The organism is Roseobacter sinensis (assembly GCF_025755255.1).
Classification (GTDB): Bacteria; Pseudomonadota; Alphaproteobacteria; order Rhodobacterales; family Rhodobacteraceae; genus Roseobacter; species Roseobacter sinensis.
On record NZ_JALIEB010000005.1, the window covers coordinates 263,744 to 279,889 of the forward strand.

Genomic DNA, 16,146 nt, shown 5'->3' on the forward strand with positions numbered 1-16,146 from the left:
ATGTTGCCTCTGCTGAGCCTGCTTTTGCCCCTGGGGCTCCTGATCTGGTCGGTCTATCGCGGTTGGCCGGTCCTGCTGGCCGCGCCTGTCATGGCGCTCTTTGCGGCCTTGATCGCTGCAGATCCGTTGTTCGCGACGCTGACCCAGCGCTTCATGCCGGCCACCGGTGGGTTCGTGGTCTCGTTTCTGCCGTTGTTCTTGCTCGGCGCGGTCTTCGGCAAGCTCATGGAAGCCTCCGGCGGGGCCCTGGCGCTGGCGCGCGCGATTGTGCGAGGTTTGGGGCCGGGGCAAGCGCTGCCTGCGGTGGTTCTGTCCTGCGCCGCTCTGACATACGGCGGTATCTCGTTGTTCGTCGTCGCCTTCGCGGTCTATCCGCTCGCGGTGGCCCTTTTCCGCGCGTCGGATTTGCCGCAGCGCCTGATCCCCGCCGCCATTGCGCTCGGCGCTTTCACCTTCACCATGAGTGCCTTGCCCGGCTCGCCGGCGATCCAGAACGCCATCCCGATGCCCTACTTCGGAACGACGGCCTTTGCCGCGCCGGGATTGGGCGTGGTTGCGGGGCTGATCATGGCGATCGGCGGGTTGTTGTACCTGTCCTCCGCGGCGAAGGCGGCGGAGCCCGGTCGTTCGGATGCGGCCACGCCGTCCGACCTGCCTGAGGACGCGGCCCTGCCGTCGATCTGGATTGCCCTTGCGCCGATCCTGACGGTCTTTGCGGCGAATTGGATCCTGGCCGAGATAGCGCTTCCGCGGCTCGATTTGTCTTACCTCGCCGATCCCGCCTGGGGTGGCGTCACGCCATCGCGGGTGATCGGGCTCTGGGCGCTGATTGGTGCTCTGACGCTCGCGATCCTGCTCTTGCTGGCCCTTTCGTGGCGCCGCCTGACCGAGCCGCGCAAGGTGTTGGCCGAGGGCGCGCAGGCCGCTCTTCTGCCGCTCTTCAACACCGCGGCGCTGGTGGGGTTCGGCGCGGTGATTGCTGCCCTGCCAGCCTTTGCCGCCGTCAACGCGCTGACCGCGCAGATCCCGGGTGGCCCGCTGGTCGGGCTCGCGGCATCGGCGAGCCTTCTCGCCGGGATCACCGGGTCCGCTTCGGGCGGGATGTCAATCGCGCTCGACGCCCTGGGCGCGCGTTACATGGAGATTGCGGTCGCAGAAGGCATCAACCCCGAGGCGCTGCACCGGATCGTCGCACTCGCCACCGGGGGGCTCGATGCGCTGCCGCACAACGGGGCGGTCGTCACCTTGCTGGGCATCGCACGGCTCACCCACAAGACGGCTTACGGTCCGATCTTCGTCGTTGCCGTGGCCATCCCGGTTGTTGCGCTGGCAGCCGCTCTTGCGCTGGCGACCCTTTGGGGGACGTTCTAGGGCTGATCGTTGGTGGTCCACTGCAAGTCGTACCCCTGGGGCAGAAACGGTGTCAGCCAGTCTCGGAAGGCCGCGTTGAAGGCGGCGAGATGTTGCAGCCGTTCGGGCGTGTCGCACATCCAGGTCACAACCTCGCCACGCCCCCGCACGGCAATCTCGGGGTAGAGATAGGCACAGCCGAGATAGTGTCCGGCAGTGTCGCGTACGATCCAGGCGAAGGAGCGCAGCGCGGTGAATTCCCGTTCGTGCCAGCCCATGTCGATGAGGTTGTCTGCGCGCGTCAGCCCCTTGGGCCAGTCATCGCCAAAGAGCCCCGTCAGAACCCGGACCGACGCTGTGACGGCTTTGAAATCCTCATCGACCTGCGCGACCGAGAGCGGGCTCAGCCGAAACGGGCCGAACGTCGCCTCGCGGGGCAGCGCGGTGCCCGCAAAGTCAGGATGCGGCTGCATCCGCCGTCACGCGCCTTTTGCTTCGCGCTTGAAGGGGTTCTCCTCGGGCACCTCGAAATCGAGAACCAGATCGCCCTTCGCGCGGGCATCCGCCATGTAGCGGAAGGCATTCACCGACATGCGCATGAGGTGCTCGCCCGCCTTCATCGGCGGATATTTCTCCAGCGTCTCAGGGGTGCGGAATTTCTCCAGCGGCTCGACCACGGTGTGATAGTCCAGCCCGAAGAAGAGCGGCATGGAGTAGCGCTCGGTCCCGATGTTCGTCACCCGGTGCTGGGTGGATTTGAACTGTCCGCCGGACCAGGTCTCGAAGATATCGCCGATGTTGACGACGAAACAGCCGGGGATCGGCGGCGCTTCGATCCACACATCTTCGGCGTTCATCACCTGCAGCCCGGGGCTGCCGGTCAGCAGGATGGTGAAACACTCGAAATCCGAATGCGCCGCGATGCCGACGAGCTCTTTGGTGGCCGGCAGATCGTTCTCGATGTACCGCAGCAGGCGCAGCTGCGATGTCGGGTATGTGATATGGCGCGTCAATTCTTCTGAATCGACGCCCAGCTCAAGTGCGAGCGCATCCAGCAGCCGCAGGCCGAGGTTGAAGGCGGCGTCGTAGTAGCCCGAGACTGTCTCTCTCCAGCCCTGGATGTCGGGCCAGATGTTCGGGCCGGTCATCCGCCAGCCGGCAAGATAATCCGGATGATCCTCGGGCGCCTCATAGGACATGTCCCAGGCTTCATTGAAGTTGATCGATTTCGGAAAATCCGCGCCGTTCTCCTCGTAGGGAACATAGCCGCGGTGATGGGTCGTGAAGCCCGACCAGTACTTCATCTTGAAGCGGCGCGGCTTCTCGTGGAATTCCTTGGAGGCGGCAAAGAGCGCGTCGATCTGCGCCTGCGGAATGCCGTGATTTGTGATGTAGAAAAAGCCCGAGGTGCGCGCAGCGTCACCCAGAGCTGCGGCCACCTTTGCCTTCTCGGCTGCGTCATCCGCAAAGAGACCGCCAAGGTCCACCACTGGCAGGTTCGCATCGTCGATCGTCAGCGCGCGCTGATCGTCGGAAATGTTGGATCGCATCGTCATACCCCCTGCGTTTTCGCCCCGACTGTGGCGCGCGCCACGCCCGGAATGGTAAACAGAATGATTAGAACATCCCCCCGCGCGCAGGCGGTTGCACAAAAATTGATCAACTTTACGCATTCCTGCCGAAAATCAGGCGCAATGACTCACGGGAGCGCGCGCGGCACCGCAGGCTTGGCGCGGGTTTGAGAAACGCGGCCCGGACGAGGCTGCGATAAGAAGGGAGATGAAGATGTCATCCATGAACCGACGTACCGTTCTGAAATCGGCCAGCAGCGTCGCTGGGCTGGCTGCGGCCTCCAGCGTGCTTGGCACACCGCTCATCGCTCAGACGCGCAGTCTGAAGATCGGCTCATATGGCGGGTATTTTGAAAACTCGTTCAAAGAACATGTCTATCCCGCCTTCACCGAGGCGACCGGCATCACCGTGGAAAGCGTCACGCAGCCGAACTCGACCGATTGGCTCGTCACGATGCAGCAGGCAACGGCGGCGGGCAACGTGCCCGCGGATCTGTCGCTTTACGCTCGCGACACGCTGATCAAGGCCTCGCGCATCGGCGGCCTGCTCGCTCCGCTCGACAAGACGAAGATGCCCGCCACATCGAACCTCGATGATTATTTCGTCTTCGAGGACACAACGGGTGCGATCGGCGTTGGCGCCATGTCCTGGTTCACCGCGATGGTGATCAACCCCGATGAGGTCGACGCGCCGGAAAGCTGGGCGGAGTTCTGGGACAGCGACACCTTCGAGTCGAGCCTGGGGCTGTCAAAGAACTACAACTCGCATTTCCTAGACATCGTCGCGGCGACCTTCTTCGACGGGGCCGAGACGCTGCTGAAGAAGGACGGCGTGACCGCGGTCATCGAGAAGGCGGCGGAGATCAAACCCAACGTGGCGCTCTGGTGGTCCGCCGAAAGCCAGATGGAGCAGTCGATGAAGAATGGCGACATCATCGGCGGGCAATACTACCTCGATGTGGCGAATCTCATGGCGCTTGACGGCTTCCCGATCAAGCCGATCTTCCCGAAAGAGGGCAACCCGCAGGACTATGGCTCCTGGTGTCTTTCGGCGATCTCCGAGAAGGCGGATGAGGCGGCGGAGTTCATCAACTTCTCGTCCGATCCCGCGACGCAGGCGCTGATGTCGCGCAAGATCGGCACGGCCCCCCTGGTGGCGCAGTCGAAGACTGACCTCACGGACGAGGAATTCACCTTCGTCTCGGGAACGCCGTCGATCCAGCCGGCCTATGAGGCCTATCTCGACAACGAGACCTTCATCAAGGAAACCTGGGAGAAGATGCTCGCAGGAGCCTGATCCATGCCGGGTCTGCGACTGGCCGGGATCGCCAAGAGCTTCGGCAGCGTGCACGCTGTCGAGGCGACCAACCTCGACTTTGCCGAAGGCGAGTTGACGGCCCTTCTGGGGCCATCGGGCTGTGGCAAGACAACACTGCTGCGCATGATCGCGGGGCTCGAGGCACCCACGCGGGGGGCCATCCTTCTGGGCGAGGCGGACATCACCGCGCAGCCTGCGCATGAGCGCAAATTCGGAATGGTGTTCCAGAATTTCGCGCTCTTTCCGCATCTGAGCGTGCGCGAGAACGTCGTCTATTCGCTGATGATCTCGGGCATAGCGAAGTCCGACGCGATGGCAACCGGCGCGCGGCTGCTCGATCTGGTGCAGCTTAAGGGCTTTGACGACCGGCGTATTGGCGAGCTGTCGGGGGGGCAGCGGCAGCGCGTGGCCATTGCGCGGGCGCTGGCGCAGGAGCCGGAGGTCTTCCTGCTCGACGAGCCGATGTCGGCCCTCGATGCCAAGTTGCGCGAGGACATGCAGGTGGAGCTGCGGATGCTGCAGCAGCGGCTGGGGATCACCACTGTCGTGGTCACGCACGACCAGCGGGAGGCGATGACCATGGCGGACCGCATCGTGGTCATGAGCCAGGGCAAGGTCGAACAGGTAGGCAGCCCGCAGCAGATCTACCACCAGCCGGAGAATGCGTTCGTGGCCGATTTCATTGGTCGTGCGAATTTTTTCGACGGCGTGGCAGAGGCGGCGGGCGTCCGGATCGGATCGGTTCTGCTTGACGCGGCGGCCGGCGCCGGTTTCCGGCCCGGAACGCCGGTCAGCCTGGCTTGCCGGCCAGAGGTCGCTTGCCTGATCGACTGTACCTCGCCCGGAACCTCATTGCCGGCCAAAGTGACCTTCGTGCGCGATGTGGGCCCCGCACGCGACATCCATCTGGAGACAGAGATCGGGCGGATCATCGTCGAATATGCCCGTGGCGAGACGGACCAGCCCTTTGCGGTCGGGCAGGAGACCACGGTGACCCTGCCGGCCTCGGGCCTGCATGTCTTCCCGCGGGCGGAGAGGGCCGCGGCGTGAGCCTTGTCAGCGACACCGAAGTCCTGGAAGACGCGAGCGCGAGCGCACCCCCGCGCCAGATCTCGGTGGCGCAGCTGGTCTGGTGGGCGCTCATCCTGTTCCTGTGCCTCACACCTTTCGTGCTGGTGATCGCGATCTCCTTCGGTCAGAAGATCGAAGGGGCGGCCTGGGAATGGGCCTTCACCTTCGCCAATTACGAGCGGGTCTTCGTCGGCGCCAACTGGCCCGAGCAGTTTACCGTGCTCTACCTGCAACGGCTCTACTATTCGCTCTTTTACGCTGTGATTGCTGCGGTGCTCGCAATTCTCACGGCCTTCCCCTTCACCTATCTGATGACGCGGCTGTCACGGCGGGCGCAGAGCATATGGCTGGTCTTTATCCTCTCCAGCCTGTCGCTGTCGGAGGTCTTCATCGTCATGGGCTGGGACGTGCTGCTGTCGAACCGCTCCGGCCTGCCAATGGTGCTGAAGGAGACCGGCGTGACCGACTGGCTGAAGGCAGTGGGCTGGTTCGATACGTTGCGCGAGTGGGGGCTCGCGAACCCGCGCAACGTCAAGTTCAAGACATCGGTCTTCGCGACGGTGCTGACCATGGCCTATCTGGTCTGGCCCTACGCGGTGATCCTGCTCTACCCGCCGCTCTCGCGGCTCGACCGCAGCATGGTGGAAGCCGCACAGACCATGGGGGCCGGGCCCTGGACGGTGATGCGCACGGTTGTGCTGCCGACCATGCGGCTGCCTCTGCTCGGCGCGACCCTGCTGCTCTTCGTGTTCCTGCTGGGTGTCTATGTGGCGGTTACGGTCTTTGCCGAACCCGCCAAGCAGACCATGGCCGTTTCTGTCTACGAGGCGATCCGCGGCAATACGCTGAATGCGCCGTTCGGAGCCGCCCAGGCGGTTGTGCTACTGATCACGGCAAGCATCTTCCTCGCCATGGGTCAGTGGCTCAGCAAGCGGACGGCGGCATGATGCTGCGGGTGATCTCCCAAGGGTTCATGGCGCTCTCGGCCGTGTTGCTGGCGCTGCCCATCGTCGTCGTTTGCGGAGCTGCCTTGAACGCAGGCCGCACGATGTTCTTCCCGCCGAAGGAGCCCACCTTCGCGCGGTTCTACGAATTCTTCGTGGCGGATACGGTGTGGATCACGGCGCTGAGCCATTCGGTGCTCATCGCCTTCGCGAGTGCGGTGCTTGCAGTGTTGATCGCCTGGCCCGTGGCCTACGGGCTCTGGGCGCGGGGGGATGCGGGGTCGAAACTGCTTGCGGGGCTGGGCTCCATGCCCTTCGCGCTGCCGCCGATTGTCTTTGGCGTGGGGCTGGGGTTCCTGTGGTCCTTCTCCGGGGCGCTCGGTTCCATCTGGGCCGGTGTGGTCAGCCATGCTGCCCTTTTCGTGGCGCTGCCCATCGTGACAATCTCCATCGGCCTGCAGTCCATCGACCGGGCGCATCTGGATGCGGCTGCCACCATGGGGGCCACACGCGCCGTCGCCTTCCGCACCGTGATCCTGCCGCAGACGCTGCCCTACACGGTTTCGGGCTTCTTCTTCGCGCTGGTCCTCAGCTTCAACGAATTCATCGTCATGTTCTTCGTCTCCGCCTCGTCCTATTCGACGGTGACGCTGCAAATCTTCAACTCGCTTCGCAACGGTTATACGCCCACAATGGCTGTCGCCGCGATTCTGTTTATCAGCGTGTCGGTCGTCGTTTTCTCGGCCATCGCGCGCTGGGGAGACCTGCCGCGGCTGATGGGCGCGGAGCCTGCAAAAACCTGAACCAGAGGAGGTCATCTCATGCCACGTCAACCCACGCTTGTCGGTCAACCGGTGCTGATCGTCGTCGACATCCAGAAAGGCGCGTTTCTCGACCGCACGAATGCCGGTATTCCGACGATGCCCGATTATTTCGACAACATGGCCCGCGCACGCCGCGTCGTGGATGCGGCTCATGCGGCCGAGATCCCGGTGATCTTCTTCCAGGAGATTCACCGTCGCGACATGGTGGACTATGGGCGCGAGCTGGACGGCTCGGAGGGTGTGCACTGCCTCGAGGGTGAGCCGGGCACGCCGGTCGCGGCCGAAGAGATGGACATGCGGCCGACCGACTATTTCATCCACAAGCGCCGCTATTCCTGCTTTTTCGGCACGGAACTCGAGATCCTGCTGAAGGGCCTGAAGGCCGAGACGCTGATCCTGATCGGGGGCATGACGGATGTCTGCGTGCATTACACCTTCGTGGACGGGCACCAGCATGACTACTATTGCCGCGTGATCTCCGACAGTGTCGGCGGCACGTCGGACGCCGCGCATCAGGCCTCGCTCAACGCGATGGAGTATCTGCAGGAGGGCGCGGTGCTCAGCACGGACGAGATTGTCGAGAAGCTGGCACATATGAAGAGCGCCGCCGCTTGATCAGCATCGACGACCTGCAAGCGCATTGGCAGCGGGACTGGATCAAGGCACCGGGGGTCGAGGACCGCACCACGCAGGTGCACTGGATGCAGTGCGGGCCCTACTACGCCGACCTGCGCATCCCCGATACGCTGCCCGATATCTCCGGCGCTCGGGCGCTCGACGAGCTTGATACCGAGACGCTGCTTGCGCTGATGCGGGCCGAGGGTTTTGCAGGGACCGTGCGGGTCGATGACGGTATCTGCACCTGGGAGCGGCGCATCAACTGGCACGGCACCCCATCCGAGATCGACGCAGGGCGGTTGTCGTTTGACGACCAAGGCGCGCTGATCGAAGACGGGGTGCATGCGGAATACCGCGAGCTCTGGCTGAGATGCCCGCACCCACCGATCGAAGCGCTTGGCGGGCAGGCCGACGGCTACGACGTGATCCTGCTGTCCTCGGAGGCGACCTTCCTGCTCGCGGTGGGCGTTCCAGAGGCGCCACCGGCCACTCCGCTGGTTGCGGCGCTCGAACGCGGCGAGAGGCCCGAGGGTCTCGCACAGCATTTTTCATCCCTCTACGTGATGGGGCTCTGGGACGGTGCAGATGGCATCGCCCGGCTGACGACCGATCCGCGCATGAAGGGGGATGCCGTGCTCTCCCGCTCGGGACAACAGATCCAGGTCTTTGTGCCCGGTTTCGAAGGTGGGATGCGTCGGATGTCGGTTCCGCTGACCGCGCTGGCCTAGGGTCCGGCCCCTACGCCGCACCCCACAGATCAAGGTAGTGATCGACGATCTGATGCAACCGCTCTGGCCCGAAGGCGGGATCATGGCCGCCGTGCACCTGGGTGACCGGCAGGGCGCGCAGCCGCGTCAGCGTCGCGATATAGTCGGGAATGCTCATGCCGGGGCCATCGAAGATCAAGGGGCCGTCATAGATCGCATCGGCCCCGAAGAGGGTACCGCTCGCCGCGTGCCAAAGGCCGATCTGACCCGGAGAGTGACCGGGCAGATGCAAGACCTCCGCTGTCCAATCGCCAAGATCCACCGTATCGCCCTCGTCAAGCGTCCCGGTCGCTGGCGCCCCCGTCAAGCTGTAGTCCGCCGGGTTGTAGCCCGGCAGCGGAATGGCGTCGATCAGGTAGGTCCAGAGCGGCGGATAGCCCGCCTGCGCGAAGAGATCGACGAGCGGCTTCGAGATATCCGCGCTGACCAGCGAGTAGGGCTCTGGTGCGGCCAAGTCCTCCGCCTCAAGCGGGTGGACCAACCGCTGTTCGAACTCATGCGCCGATCCGATGTGATCCACATGTGTATGCGTGGACAGGCAGATCACAGGCTTTTCGCGATCGGGCCGTGCGGCATCGACCACCGGGCGCAAGGGGGCAATGCCCATGCCGCTGTCGATCAGAAGGTCCGCATCCCGACCGAGCACCAGATGGATATTGGCCGAAAAGATCGGGTGGACATGCGGTTCGGTGATGAGGATCGTGCGGGCATCCAGCGCGCGGGTCTGAAACCAGGTGTCTGCAACGGGGAGTGTCATGCCGGTCCAATAGCACGGGCGATCCGGCGGGGCGAGCCACGATCCGGCGGTGCAGTCACCTTGCGGTTTGCTGCGCCGATACTTGAGGCAGCTCCGTGCACGCCGGTGTCCCGATGGCGGTGGTCGAGAGCATTTCGCCTTGAACCCGGGATAGGTGATCCATGTCCGAGCGAATTGCTTTAGCTGTTCAGATCTTCCAGCAGGCGCCCGTGCTGCCGCGTGGCATCCACTAGGTCCCCGAAGGTCCGGATGCCCTTGGCCTCCAGAAGCGGCAGCAGCCTCACCAGCGCCTCTGCAGTGGCCTGCGCATCGCCCAGAGCCGTGTGTCGAAGCGCCTCCGGCAGCGACACCGCAAGCCGGTCGCAGAGCGCATCGAGGGAGTGATCCTCTGTTGTGCCGAAGACAACCGCCGAGAGCAGCACGGTGTCGAGCACGGGGTGGTCCCACTCCACGCCCATCTCGCCTTGCACCCGGCGGAGCAGGCCGATGTCGAAGGGAGCGTTGTGCGCCACCAGAACCGCATCGCGTGCGAAGTGATGAAACCGCCGGCCTGCCGTGGCAATGTCCGGCGCATCCGCCACATCGGCATCCGTCACCCGGTGGATTGCCGTCGATGCCGACGGAATGGGGCGCCCGGGGTTCACGTAGGTGTTGAGCACTTCGCCTTCGACGATGCGCCCGTTCAGGACCCGCACGGCGCCCAATTGCACGATGTCGTCTGTCTCAATGGAGAGCCCGGTCGTTTCGCTGTCGAAGGGCACGTAGCAGAGGTCGCAAAGCGCCGTCTCGCGGATTTCCTTGGTTTCCGCGGCAGTGATCAGATCAAAGTCAAAGACCAGCGGGCGTTGCCCAATGGGCGCACTCTGAGCCGTGTCGACGTCGATCATGAGCATATGCCCGTCTTTGCCGAGCGCTTTCAGCCGCGCGTCGAAATGCAGTGATGCAGTGGCATCCTGCAAGCGGACCGAGACGGGCCCCGGTGCCGGCTCGAACGCCTCCATGGCCTCCGCGACGGCGCCCATGTCAAAGTAGTCAGACAGGGGGGCCTTGAGCCGCGGTGGCGCGATCTGCGCCAGCACGGCGGCGGCCTGCGCGTCGTAGAGGACGATCTCTTGCGCGGGGTTGAGCAGGATCGTTGCAATCGGGATCTCGGTGAGCAAGGCGGTGAGGCGCTCGCTTTCGGACTTGAGGCGCTGTGTCTCGCGCGCCACCTGGGCGGCGGTGTCCATCACCGAACTGCTCATCGTTTCCGTCAGGGCGCTTGCGGCAGGCGCCAGATCGCCGAGATAGCGCGCCGCTTCGGTGTCCACGTCGCAGGCGACGCCCGAATGCGCGCGCAGCCGCAGATCGGCCGAGAGGCGCGTGATGGGTTTGGCCACATTCTCATCGAAGAGCAGCCACACCCCGAGTGCGAGACCCGTGTTCAGGAAGGTAAAGGCGATGAAGGCGGTTAGGAAGGGCCCGGTGGGCAGGCCCGCGTCGCCGCGAGACCAGCCGAAGGCCAGTGCGCCTGCCGCCAGCGCCGCGCTGCCTGCCGCCAGCAGGCAGAAGAAGAGGAAAATGCGCAGGCGCAGGGAGAGGGAGGTGAGCATCTCAAGTCTCGCACACCAGTTGCAGGATCGGGTCGCCTTCGGGCATGCCCTGCCAGTCGGCATTGCTGACGGTGCCGTCAGCGGCAAACTCCGCCCCGTCGATCAGCAGCGCAGAGCGAGCCTGCCCGCAGTCAAACAGCATCGGTGCCTGGTTCACCGGAGACCAGCGGCCGAAGAAATAGATGTCGGCCAGCCGCTGGTCCGGCAGGTTCGGGTGGCTGCGCGCCGTGCCGGTGTCGACGGCGACGAAACGCTTGGTGTAGGGCCAGACCTGAGTCCAGGGGCGCAGCCAGCCTTGTTCGTCCACGGTCATGGCGATCTCGACGCCTTCGGGCAGCCGCTCGGCGGTGCGGCCAAACCAGGTGTATTCGTTCGAGATGGTCATGCCGATCATGCCCGCACCCGCAGCAACCGGCATCACCCATTTCGGCAGGCGCCGTCCGGTGAGGATATTGAGCAGCATGGCGATCCCGGCGCAGGCGATCCCGGCGAAGATGGTGGCGATGAGTTCGACAAACATGGCCCTACCCTAGCGCACCTTTGCCGGATCCCACAGCGGATTGCATCGTCTTGACCACCACGAAGGCATCGCGCAGGTGGCTGCGGGCGAAATCCGAGAGCGTCGCGGGGTCGAGATAGTTGTCGGGTTTGGCCCCGGCCTTGACCTGTGTGACCTGATGCTCCAGCCGCATCATCGCGATCAGATCATAGGCGTTGAGCAGGTCCGCCCCGCCTGAGGGCGAGAGTACGCCGGCCTTCTGTGCCGCCTCCAGCCGGGCGCGCGTATTCACCGGGGTGAGCCGGCCCTGCAGCGTGTAGACGCGTCCCAGATCAACCACCGGCACAACGCCGTTGTGCTTCAGGTCAAGCTGGTTGCGGTGTTCGCCCGAGCGGATCGTGGCAAGCCCGCGCAAGAGGCCCAACGGTGGCTGATGCTTCAGCGAATTGGCGATCATATGCGCGGTGAAGATCGAGTTCTTGGAGGCCTCCGCCAGCGTCGTCTCCTGCAGGTTGCCGAACAGGCTCTGGTCGCCGCCGATGGGCCGAAGGTCAAACATCACCGAGGCAAGCATCTGCGCTTCCGGATCGGGCTTGGCGATCCAGCCGCGGAAATACTCCCGCCAGACCTGCAGCGGCTGGCACCAGCGCGGGTTGGTCGCCATCATGTCACCCGGGCAATAAAAATAACCGCAGGTGTCGAGCCCGTCGCTCACATACTTTGCAAGGCCGGCGAAGTAGGGCATCTGCGCCTCGGTCACATCGTCTGAGAGGATCAGGCAGTTGTCCTGATCCGAGACACCGGTCTGCTCCTGCCGCCCCTGGCTGCCGCAGGCAAGCCAGAGGTAGGGCACCGGCGGCGGCCCAAGCTCGGCTTCGGCGAGCGCCAGCAAGCGGCGGGTTGCGGTATCCGCGATATCAGTGATCAGCCGGGTCACAACCTCGTGCCGGTTGCCGGCCTCCACGAGATGGACCAGCAGCTCCGGAATCTTCGCAGTGGCGCGCGCCATTTCGGCGGCATCGGTGGCCTTGGCCACGCGGCCCACCAGATCGGCCGACGACATCGCCTGCGCGCGGGTGAGATCCGTTTGGGTCACGATGCCCACGAGGTCCGAGCCGTCGACGATCGGCACATGACCGATCCCGCGTTCGACCATCAGGTGCAGCACATCCGTCACCAGCGCGGTCGGTGCAAGGGTCAGCGGGTCCTCCGTCATGATCGACGAGACGGGTGCGGCGGGGTCATGGCCTTCCGCCACCACGCGCCCGTTCATGTCGCGCAGGGTGACGATGCCACGGAAGCCCTCCGCATCGCCGACGCAGATCGAAGAAATGCGCTTGGCGTGCATCTGCCCCGCGGCGATGCGGATGGGTGTGTCAGGCGCGCAGGTCATGGGGTCGCGTGTCATCAGCTGGCCCACCGGCAGCGTTGTCAGATCCTTCTGGTCTTTGCGGGGTGGGCGGCGCCGGTCGAAGAACTTTGCCACCGGCGCGTGGGCGTCTATCAACGCGAAGAAGGTCACGGCCGGCATCACGATCAAGGTGGTGTCTCGCGTCGCGGTTGCGGTGCGGCTCGCGGCTTCGCCCCGCAACAAGGCCCGCTCACCGAAAGAGTTGCGGGGCCCGAGGATCGAGATCTGCACGTCGGCCTCGTCGGTAATCTCAACTTCACCGGCGGCGATGATATAGAGGCTGCTGGCCGTATCACCCACAACAAAGACCTTGTCTCCCTGCGCGTAGTCGGTTGCGTCGCATACCTGTGCGAGCGTGTCGAGGTCCGCCTCCGACAGGCTGTCGTAGGGGTGCACGGAGGCAAGGAATTGTCTCAGCCGGGACGACAGGGGCATGTGCGAAGCCTTTAGAAGAGAATGTCCTGCCCGAGGGAGGATCGGGCAGGACGGGCCTGATTTGGGAGGCACCGCCACAAAGCCGTGGCGGTGTCAGGCTTGGTTAGTGACCTTCGACTGCCACGCCTGCACCCCGCGGGATGCGCACGCTTTCGACAAGGTCCTTGATCTCCTGCGGGGTCTCCTTGGTCATGCCGGAGACGAAGTAGGCCACCGCGAAGTTGACCGCCGCGCCGATCGCGCCGAAAGAGGTCGACTTGATCGGGCCCAACAGCGGGTTGTCATCCGTGAACGAGTTGGTGTCCGGGATGAAGAACCAGCCCTTGTGCAGGAAGATGTAGAGCAGCGTGACCACCAGACCGGCAAGCATACCTGCGACCGCGCCGACATTGTTGATGCGGGTCGAGAAGATCCCCATCATCAGCGCCGGGAAGATCGAGGCTGCCGCGAGGCCGAAGGCCAAGGCCACGGTTTGTGCGGCAAAGCCCGGTGGATTGAGGCCCAGAAGGACCGCCACCACAATCGCCGCTGCCATGGAGACCCGCGCCGCCAGAAGCTCGGATTTCTCCGACATGTTCGGCGTGAGCTGCCCTTTCAGCAGGTCATGGCTGACCGCCGAGGAGATCGCCAGCAAAAGCCCCGCCGCCGTCGACAGTGCCGCCGCAAGGCCGCCCGCTGCCACAAGGCCGATCACCCAGCCCGGCAGGCTTGCAATCTCGGGGTTGGCGAGCACCAGGATGTCGCGGTTGAAGTTGGTCAGCTCATTGCCTTCCCAGCCATTCTCCGCGGCCTTGGCTTGCAGATCGGCGTTCTGATCATTGTAGTACTGGATCTTGCCGTCGCCGTTCTTGTCTTCCCAACCCAACAGGCCGGTCTTTTGCCATGTGGCCATCCAGGCGTACTCAGGGTCGGTCTCGATCTGCTCGACGCTGACCGCTTCGCCGCTGGTCCCGTTGGGCCACATCAGCTCGGAGATGTTGAGCCGCGCCATGGCCCCCACAGCCGGGGCTGTCAAGTAAAGCAGCGCGATGAAGACGAGCGTCCAGCCCGCGGACCAACGCGCATCCGACACACGCGGCACCGTAAAGAAGCGCATGATCACATGCGGCAGACCGGCGGTGCCGATCATCAGCGACAGGGTAAATAGCACCATGTTGATGGTCGACCCATGCGCTGCCGTATATTCGGCAAAGCCCAGGTCGGTCACGATCTGGTTCAGCTTGGCCAGAAGCGGCTCTCCGCTTTCGGTGGACCCAAAAAGGCCCAAGGCCGGGATCGGGTTGCCGGTCAGCTGCAGCGAGATGAACACTGCCGGGATCGTATAGGCGGTGATCAGCACGCAGTATTGCGCCACCTGCGTATAGGTCACGCCCTTCATGCCGCCGAAGACCGCGTAGGCAAAGACCACGCAGGCGCCGATGAGCAGACCCCAGAAGGCGTCGATCTCGAGGAAGCGCCCGAAGGCGATGCCCACACCCTGCATCTGGCCGATCACATAGGTGATGGAAGCCACGAGCAGGCAGATCACGGCGACCATCCGGGCAGTGCTGGAATAGAACCGGTCGCCGATGAACTCGGATACCGTGAACTTGCCGAACTTGCGCAGGTAAGGCGCGAGCAACAGCGCCAGCAGCACATAACCACCCGTCCAGCCCATCAGGAAGGACGAGTTGTCATAGCCGGTGAAGGCGATGAGCCCCGCCATCGAGATGAAGGAGGCCGCTGACATCCAGTCGGCGGCGGTGGCCATGCCGTTGGTGACCGGGTGCACGCCGCGACCTGCGGCGTAGAATTCCGATGTGGAACCCGCGCGGGCCCAGATCGCGATGCCGATGTAGAGCGCGAAGCTCGCGCCGACAAACAGCAGGTTGAGTGTAAACTGATCCATGGTCCTTATTCCTCGTCCACGCCGTGTTCACGGTCGAGCTTGTTCATGCGCCAGGCGTAGAAGAAGATCAGGATCAGAAAGACAATGATCGAACCCTGCTGCGCGAACCAGAAGCCCAGGTCGGTGCCGCCGACGGCGATCCCGGCCAGAAGGGGGCGCAGGATGATCCCGAACCCGAATGAGACCAGCGCCCAGATAGCGAGGCTGATCAGGATGAGACGCACATTGGCACTCCAATAGGCGTTGGTGTCATTGCTTTGAGACATAGGCTTCCCTCCTCCGTTTGTGTCCCTCAGACCCTCGGCGAGGGCTTCAGGTGGTACGTCATGTGGTGACATGGCTGACAACCTCCTCCAGGTTTGTTGCGATCTGCTCGATAGCCCCCATGGCCGGAACGCGCGAGAGCGCGCCCTTGGCCGCGTAGTAGTCGATGAGCGGGGCCGTCTGGGCGTGATAGGCCGCGAGCCGCTGTGCCACCGTTTCGGCGTTGTCATCGGCGCGGCGTTTCATCTCGGAGCCGCCGCACTGATCGCAGACACCGGGCCTGGTCGTCGGCTTGAAGCTGTCGTGATAGCCCTCACCGCAGCCGCCGCAAGTGAAGCGGCCCGAGATGCGCTGAACCATGGCATCATCTTCGACATCGAGGCTGATCGCCGCGTCGATCCGCTGTCCGGTGGCCGCGAGGAGCCTGTCGAGCGCTTCCGCTTGCACCGTGGTGCGCGGGAACCCATCGAGGATCACCCCTTTGGCGCAGTCGGGCTCCAGGAGACGGTCGCGCAGGATCGCGATGACAATCTCGTCACTGACCAGATCACCCGCCTCCATCACCGCCTTGGCGCGTAGGCCTGCCGGGGTGCCCGCCGCCACGGCGGCGCGCAACAGATCCCCGGTCGAAAGCTGCACGAACCCGTGCCGATCCTCCAGCATCCGCGCCTGCGTGCCCTTGCCGGCGCCCGGAGGGCCAAGCAGGATCAGAACGGGCGCTGCTTGTGGTACCTTAGAGCCGTCCATCACGCGTCTCCCCTATTCATTCTGTTTTTGATGAGGTCGTCGACGACGGTTGGGTCAGCGAGTGTTGAGGTGTCGCCGAGGGTTGCGAAG

Annotated in this window: 16 protein-coding genes; 7 read left to right on the forward strand and 9 right to left on the reverse strand. The window is 64.3% G+C overall.

The features are described 5' to 3' along the window. Positions 1-1,371 (forward strand): GntP family permease, encoded by a 1,371-nt coding sequence (locus tag MUB52_RS10640; RefSeq protein WP_263844192.1) that lies wholly within the window; start codon positions 1-3, stop codon positions 1,369-1,371. Here the strand turns inward: MUB52_RS10640 and MUB52_RS10645 are convergent. Together MUB52_RS10645 and MUB52_RS10650 are read right to left on the reverse strand one after the other, a co-directional pair. After that, positions 1,368-1,823 carry a hypothetical protein gene (locus MUB52_RS10645; RefSeq protein WP_263844193.1) on the reverse strand — a complete coding sequence of 152 codons (456 nt, stop codon included), beginning with the start codon at positions 1,821-1,823 and terminating at the stop codon, positions 1,368-1,370. The genes MUB52_RS10640 and MUB52_RS10645 overlap by 4 nt on opposite strands. A gap of 6 nt (positions 1,824-1,829) precedes the next feature. Next, positions 1,830-2,900: an isopenicillin N synthase family dioxygenase gene (locus MUB52_RS10650; protein WP_263844194.1), complete on the reverse strand. Its 1,071-nt coding sequence runs from the start codon at positions 2,898-2,900 to the stop codon at positions 1,830-1,832. A gap of 244 nt (positions 2,901-3,144) precedes the next feature. On the opposite strand from MUB52_RS10650, the gene MUB52_RS10655 reads away from it, so the two are divergent. The 6 genes from MUB52_RS10655 to MUB52_RS10680 are packed head-to-tail and all read left to right on the forward strand — an operon-like array spanning position 3,145 to position 8,424. Then, complete coding sequence (locus MUB52_RS10655) at positions 3,145-4,218, forward strand: ABC transporter substrate-binding protein (protein WP_263844195.1); 1,074 nt, start codon at positions 3,145-3,147, stop codon at positions 4,216-4,218. A gap of 3 nt (positions 4,219-4,221) precedes the next feature. After that, positions 4,222-5,289, forward strand: coding sequence for an ABC transporter ATP-binding protein (locus tag MUB52_RS10660; RefSeq protein ID WP_263844196.1), 1,068 nt, complete (start codon positions 4,222-4,224; stop codon positions 5,287-5,289). Further along, entirely contained in the window at positions 5,286-6,257 is a 972-nt protein-coding gene (locus MUB52_RS10665) for an ABC transporter permease (protein WP_263844197.1), read from the forward strand. Before MUB52_RS10660 ends, MUB52_RS10665 begins: the two co-directional genes overlap by 4 nt. Next, a complete protein-coding gene (locus MUB52_RS10670; RefSeq protein WP_263844198.1) occupies positions 6,254-7,057 on the forward strand; it encodes an ABC transporter permease in 804 nt (267 codons plus the stop codon). The genes MUB52_RS10665 and MUB52_RS10670 overlap by 4 nt, the downstream gene beginning before the upstream one ends. A gap of 18 nt (positions 7,058-7,075) precedes the next feature. After that, positions 7,076-7,693: a cysteine hydrolase family protein gene (locus tag MUB52_RS10675; protein WP_263844199.1), complete on the forward strand. Its 618-nt coding sequence runs from the start codon at positions 7,076-7,078 to the stop codon at positions 7,691-7,693. Next, the gene (locus MUB52_RS10680; RefSeq protein ID WP_263844200.1) at positions 7,690-8,424 is read left to right on the forward strand and encodes a hypothetical protein; all 735 of its coding nucleotides are present in this window, start codon (positions 7,690-7,692) and stop codon (positions 8,422-8,424) included. Before MUB52_RS10675 ends, MUB52_RS10680 begins: the two co-directional genes overlap by 4 nt. 10 nt (positions 8,425-8,434) lie before the next feature. On the opposite strand, the gene MUB52_RS10685 is transcribed toward MUB52_RS10680, so the two are convergent. From MUB52_RS10685 to MUB52_RS10715, 7 genes are all read right to left on the reverse strand, one after another. After that, the gene (locus MUB52_RS10685; RefSeq protein ID WP_263844201.1) at positions 8,435-9,220 is read right to left on the reverse strand and encodes an MBL fold metallo-hydrolase; all 786 of its coding nucleotides are present in this window, start codon (positions 9,218-9,220) and stop codon (positions 8,435-8,437) included. A gap of 179 nt (positions 9,221-9,399) precedes the next feature. After that, entirely contained in the window at positions 9,400-10,812 is a 1,413-nt protein-coding gene (locus MUB52_RS10690; RefSeq protein ID WP_263844202.1) for a 3'-5' exonuclease, read from the reverse strand. A 1-nt stretch (position 10,813) separates the two neighbouring features. Continuing rightward, positions 10,814-11,332: a hypothetical protein gene (locus MUB52_RS10695; protein ID WP_263844203.1), complete on the reverse strand. Its 519-nt coding sequence runs from the start codon at positions 11,330-11,332 to the stop codon at positions 10,814-10,816. 4 nt (positions 11,333-11,336) lie between these two features. Next, positions 11,337-13,157 (reverse strand): DUF294 nucleotidyltransferase-like domain-containing protein, encoded by a 1,821-nt coding sequence (locus MUB52_RS10700; protein WP_263844204.1) that lies wholly within the window; start codon positions 13,155-13,157, stop codon positions 11,337-11,339. Between the two features lie 103 nt (positions 13,158-13,260). After that, entirely contained in the window at positions 13,261-15,045 is a 1,785-nt protein-coding gene (locus tag MUB52_RS10705) for a sodium:solute symporter family protein (protein WP_263844205.1), read from the reverse strand. A 5-nt stretch (positions 15,046-15,050) separates the two neighbouring features. Continuing rightward, entirely contained in the window at positions 15,051-15,311 is a 261-nt protein-coding gene (locus MUB52_RS10710) for a DUF4212 domain-containing protein (RefSeq protein WP_263844206.1), read from the reverse strand. A 58-nt stretch (positions 15,312-15,369) separates the two neighbouring features. After that, positions 15,370-16,056, reverse strand: coding sequence for an adenylate kinase (locus tag MUB52_RS10715; RefSeq protein ID WP_263844207.1), 687 nt, complete (start codon positions 16,054-16,056; stop codon positions 15,370-15,372). Positions 16,057-16,146 lie beyond the last annotated feature (90 nt).

Bases quoted from the DNA above. Each gene is read 5' to 3' on its own strand.
- MUB52_RS10645 (WP_263844193.1), bottom strand. From the start codon at position 1,823: ATGCAGCCGCATCCTGACTTTGCGGGCACCGCGCTGCCCCGCGAGGCG.
- MUB52_RS10640 (WP_263844192.1), top strand. From the start codon at position 1: ATGTTGCCTCTGCTGAGCCTGCTTTTGCCCCTGGGGCTCCTGATCTGG.
- MUB52_RS10695 (WP_263844203.1), bottom strand. From the start codon at position 11,332: ATGTTTGTCGAACTCATCGCCACCATCTTCGCCGGGATCGCCTGCGCC.
- MUB52_RS10690 (WP_263844202.1), bottom strand. From the start codon at position 10,812: ATGCTCACCTCCCTCTCCCTGCGCCTGCGCATTTTCCTCTTCTTCTGC.
- MUB52_RS10705 (WP_263844205.1), bottom strand. From the start codon at position 15,045: ATGGATCAGTTTACACTCAACCTGCTGTTTGTCGGCGCGAGCTTCGCG.
- MUB52_RS10650 (WP_263844194.1), bottom strand. From the start codon at position 2,900: ATGCGATCCAACATTTCCGACGATCAGCGCGCGCTGACGATCGACGAT.
- MUB52_RS10670 (WP_263844198.1), top strand. From the start codon at position 6,254: ATGATGCTGCGGGTGATCTCCCAAGGGTTCATGGCGCTCTCGGCCGTG.
- MUB52_RS10675 (WP_263844199.1), top strand. From the start codon at position 7,076: ATGCCACGTCAACCCACGCTTGTCGGTCAACCGGTGCTGATCGTCGTC.
- MUB52_RS10700 (WP_263844204.1), bottom strand. From the start codon at position 13,157: ATGCCCCTGTCGTCCCGGCTGAGACAATTCCTTGCCTCCGTGCACCCC.
- MUB52_RS10660 (WP_263844196.1), top strand. From the start codon at position 4,222: ATGCCGGGTCTGCGACTGGCCGGGATCGCCAAGAGCTTCGGCAGCGTG.
- MUB52_RS10710 (WP_263844206.1), bottom strand. From the start codon at position 15,311: ATGTCTCAAAGCAATGACACCAACGCCTATTGGAGTGCCAATGTGCGT.
- MUB52_RS10655 (WP_263844195.1), top strand. From the start codon at position 3,145: ATGAACCGACGTACCGTTCTGAAATCGGCCAGCAGCGTCGCTGGGCTG.
- MUB52_RS10715 (WP_263844207.1), bottom strand. From the start codon at position 16,056: ATGGACGGCTCTAAGGTACCACAAGCAGCGCCCGTTCTGATCCTGCTT.
- MUB52_RS10685 (WP_263844201.1), bottom strand. From the start codon at position 9,220: ATGACACTCCCCGTTGCAGACACCTGGTTTCAGACCCGCGCGCTGGAT.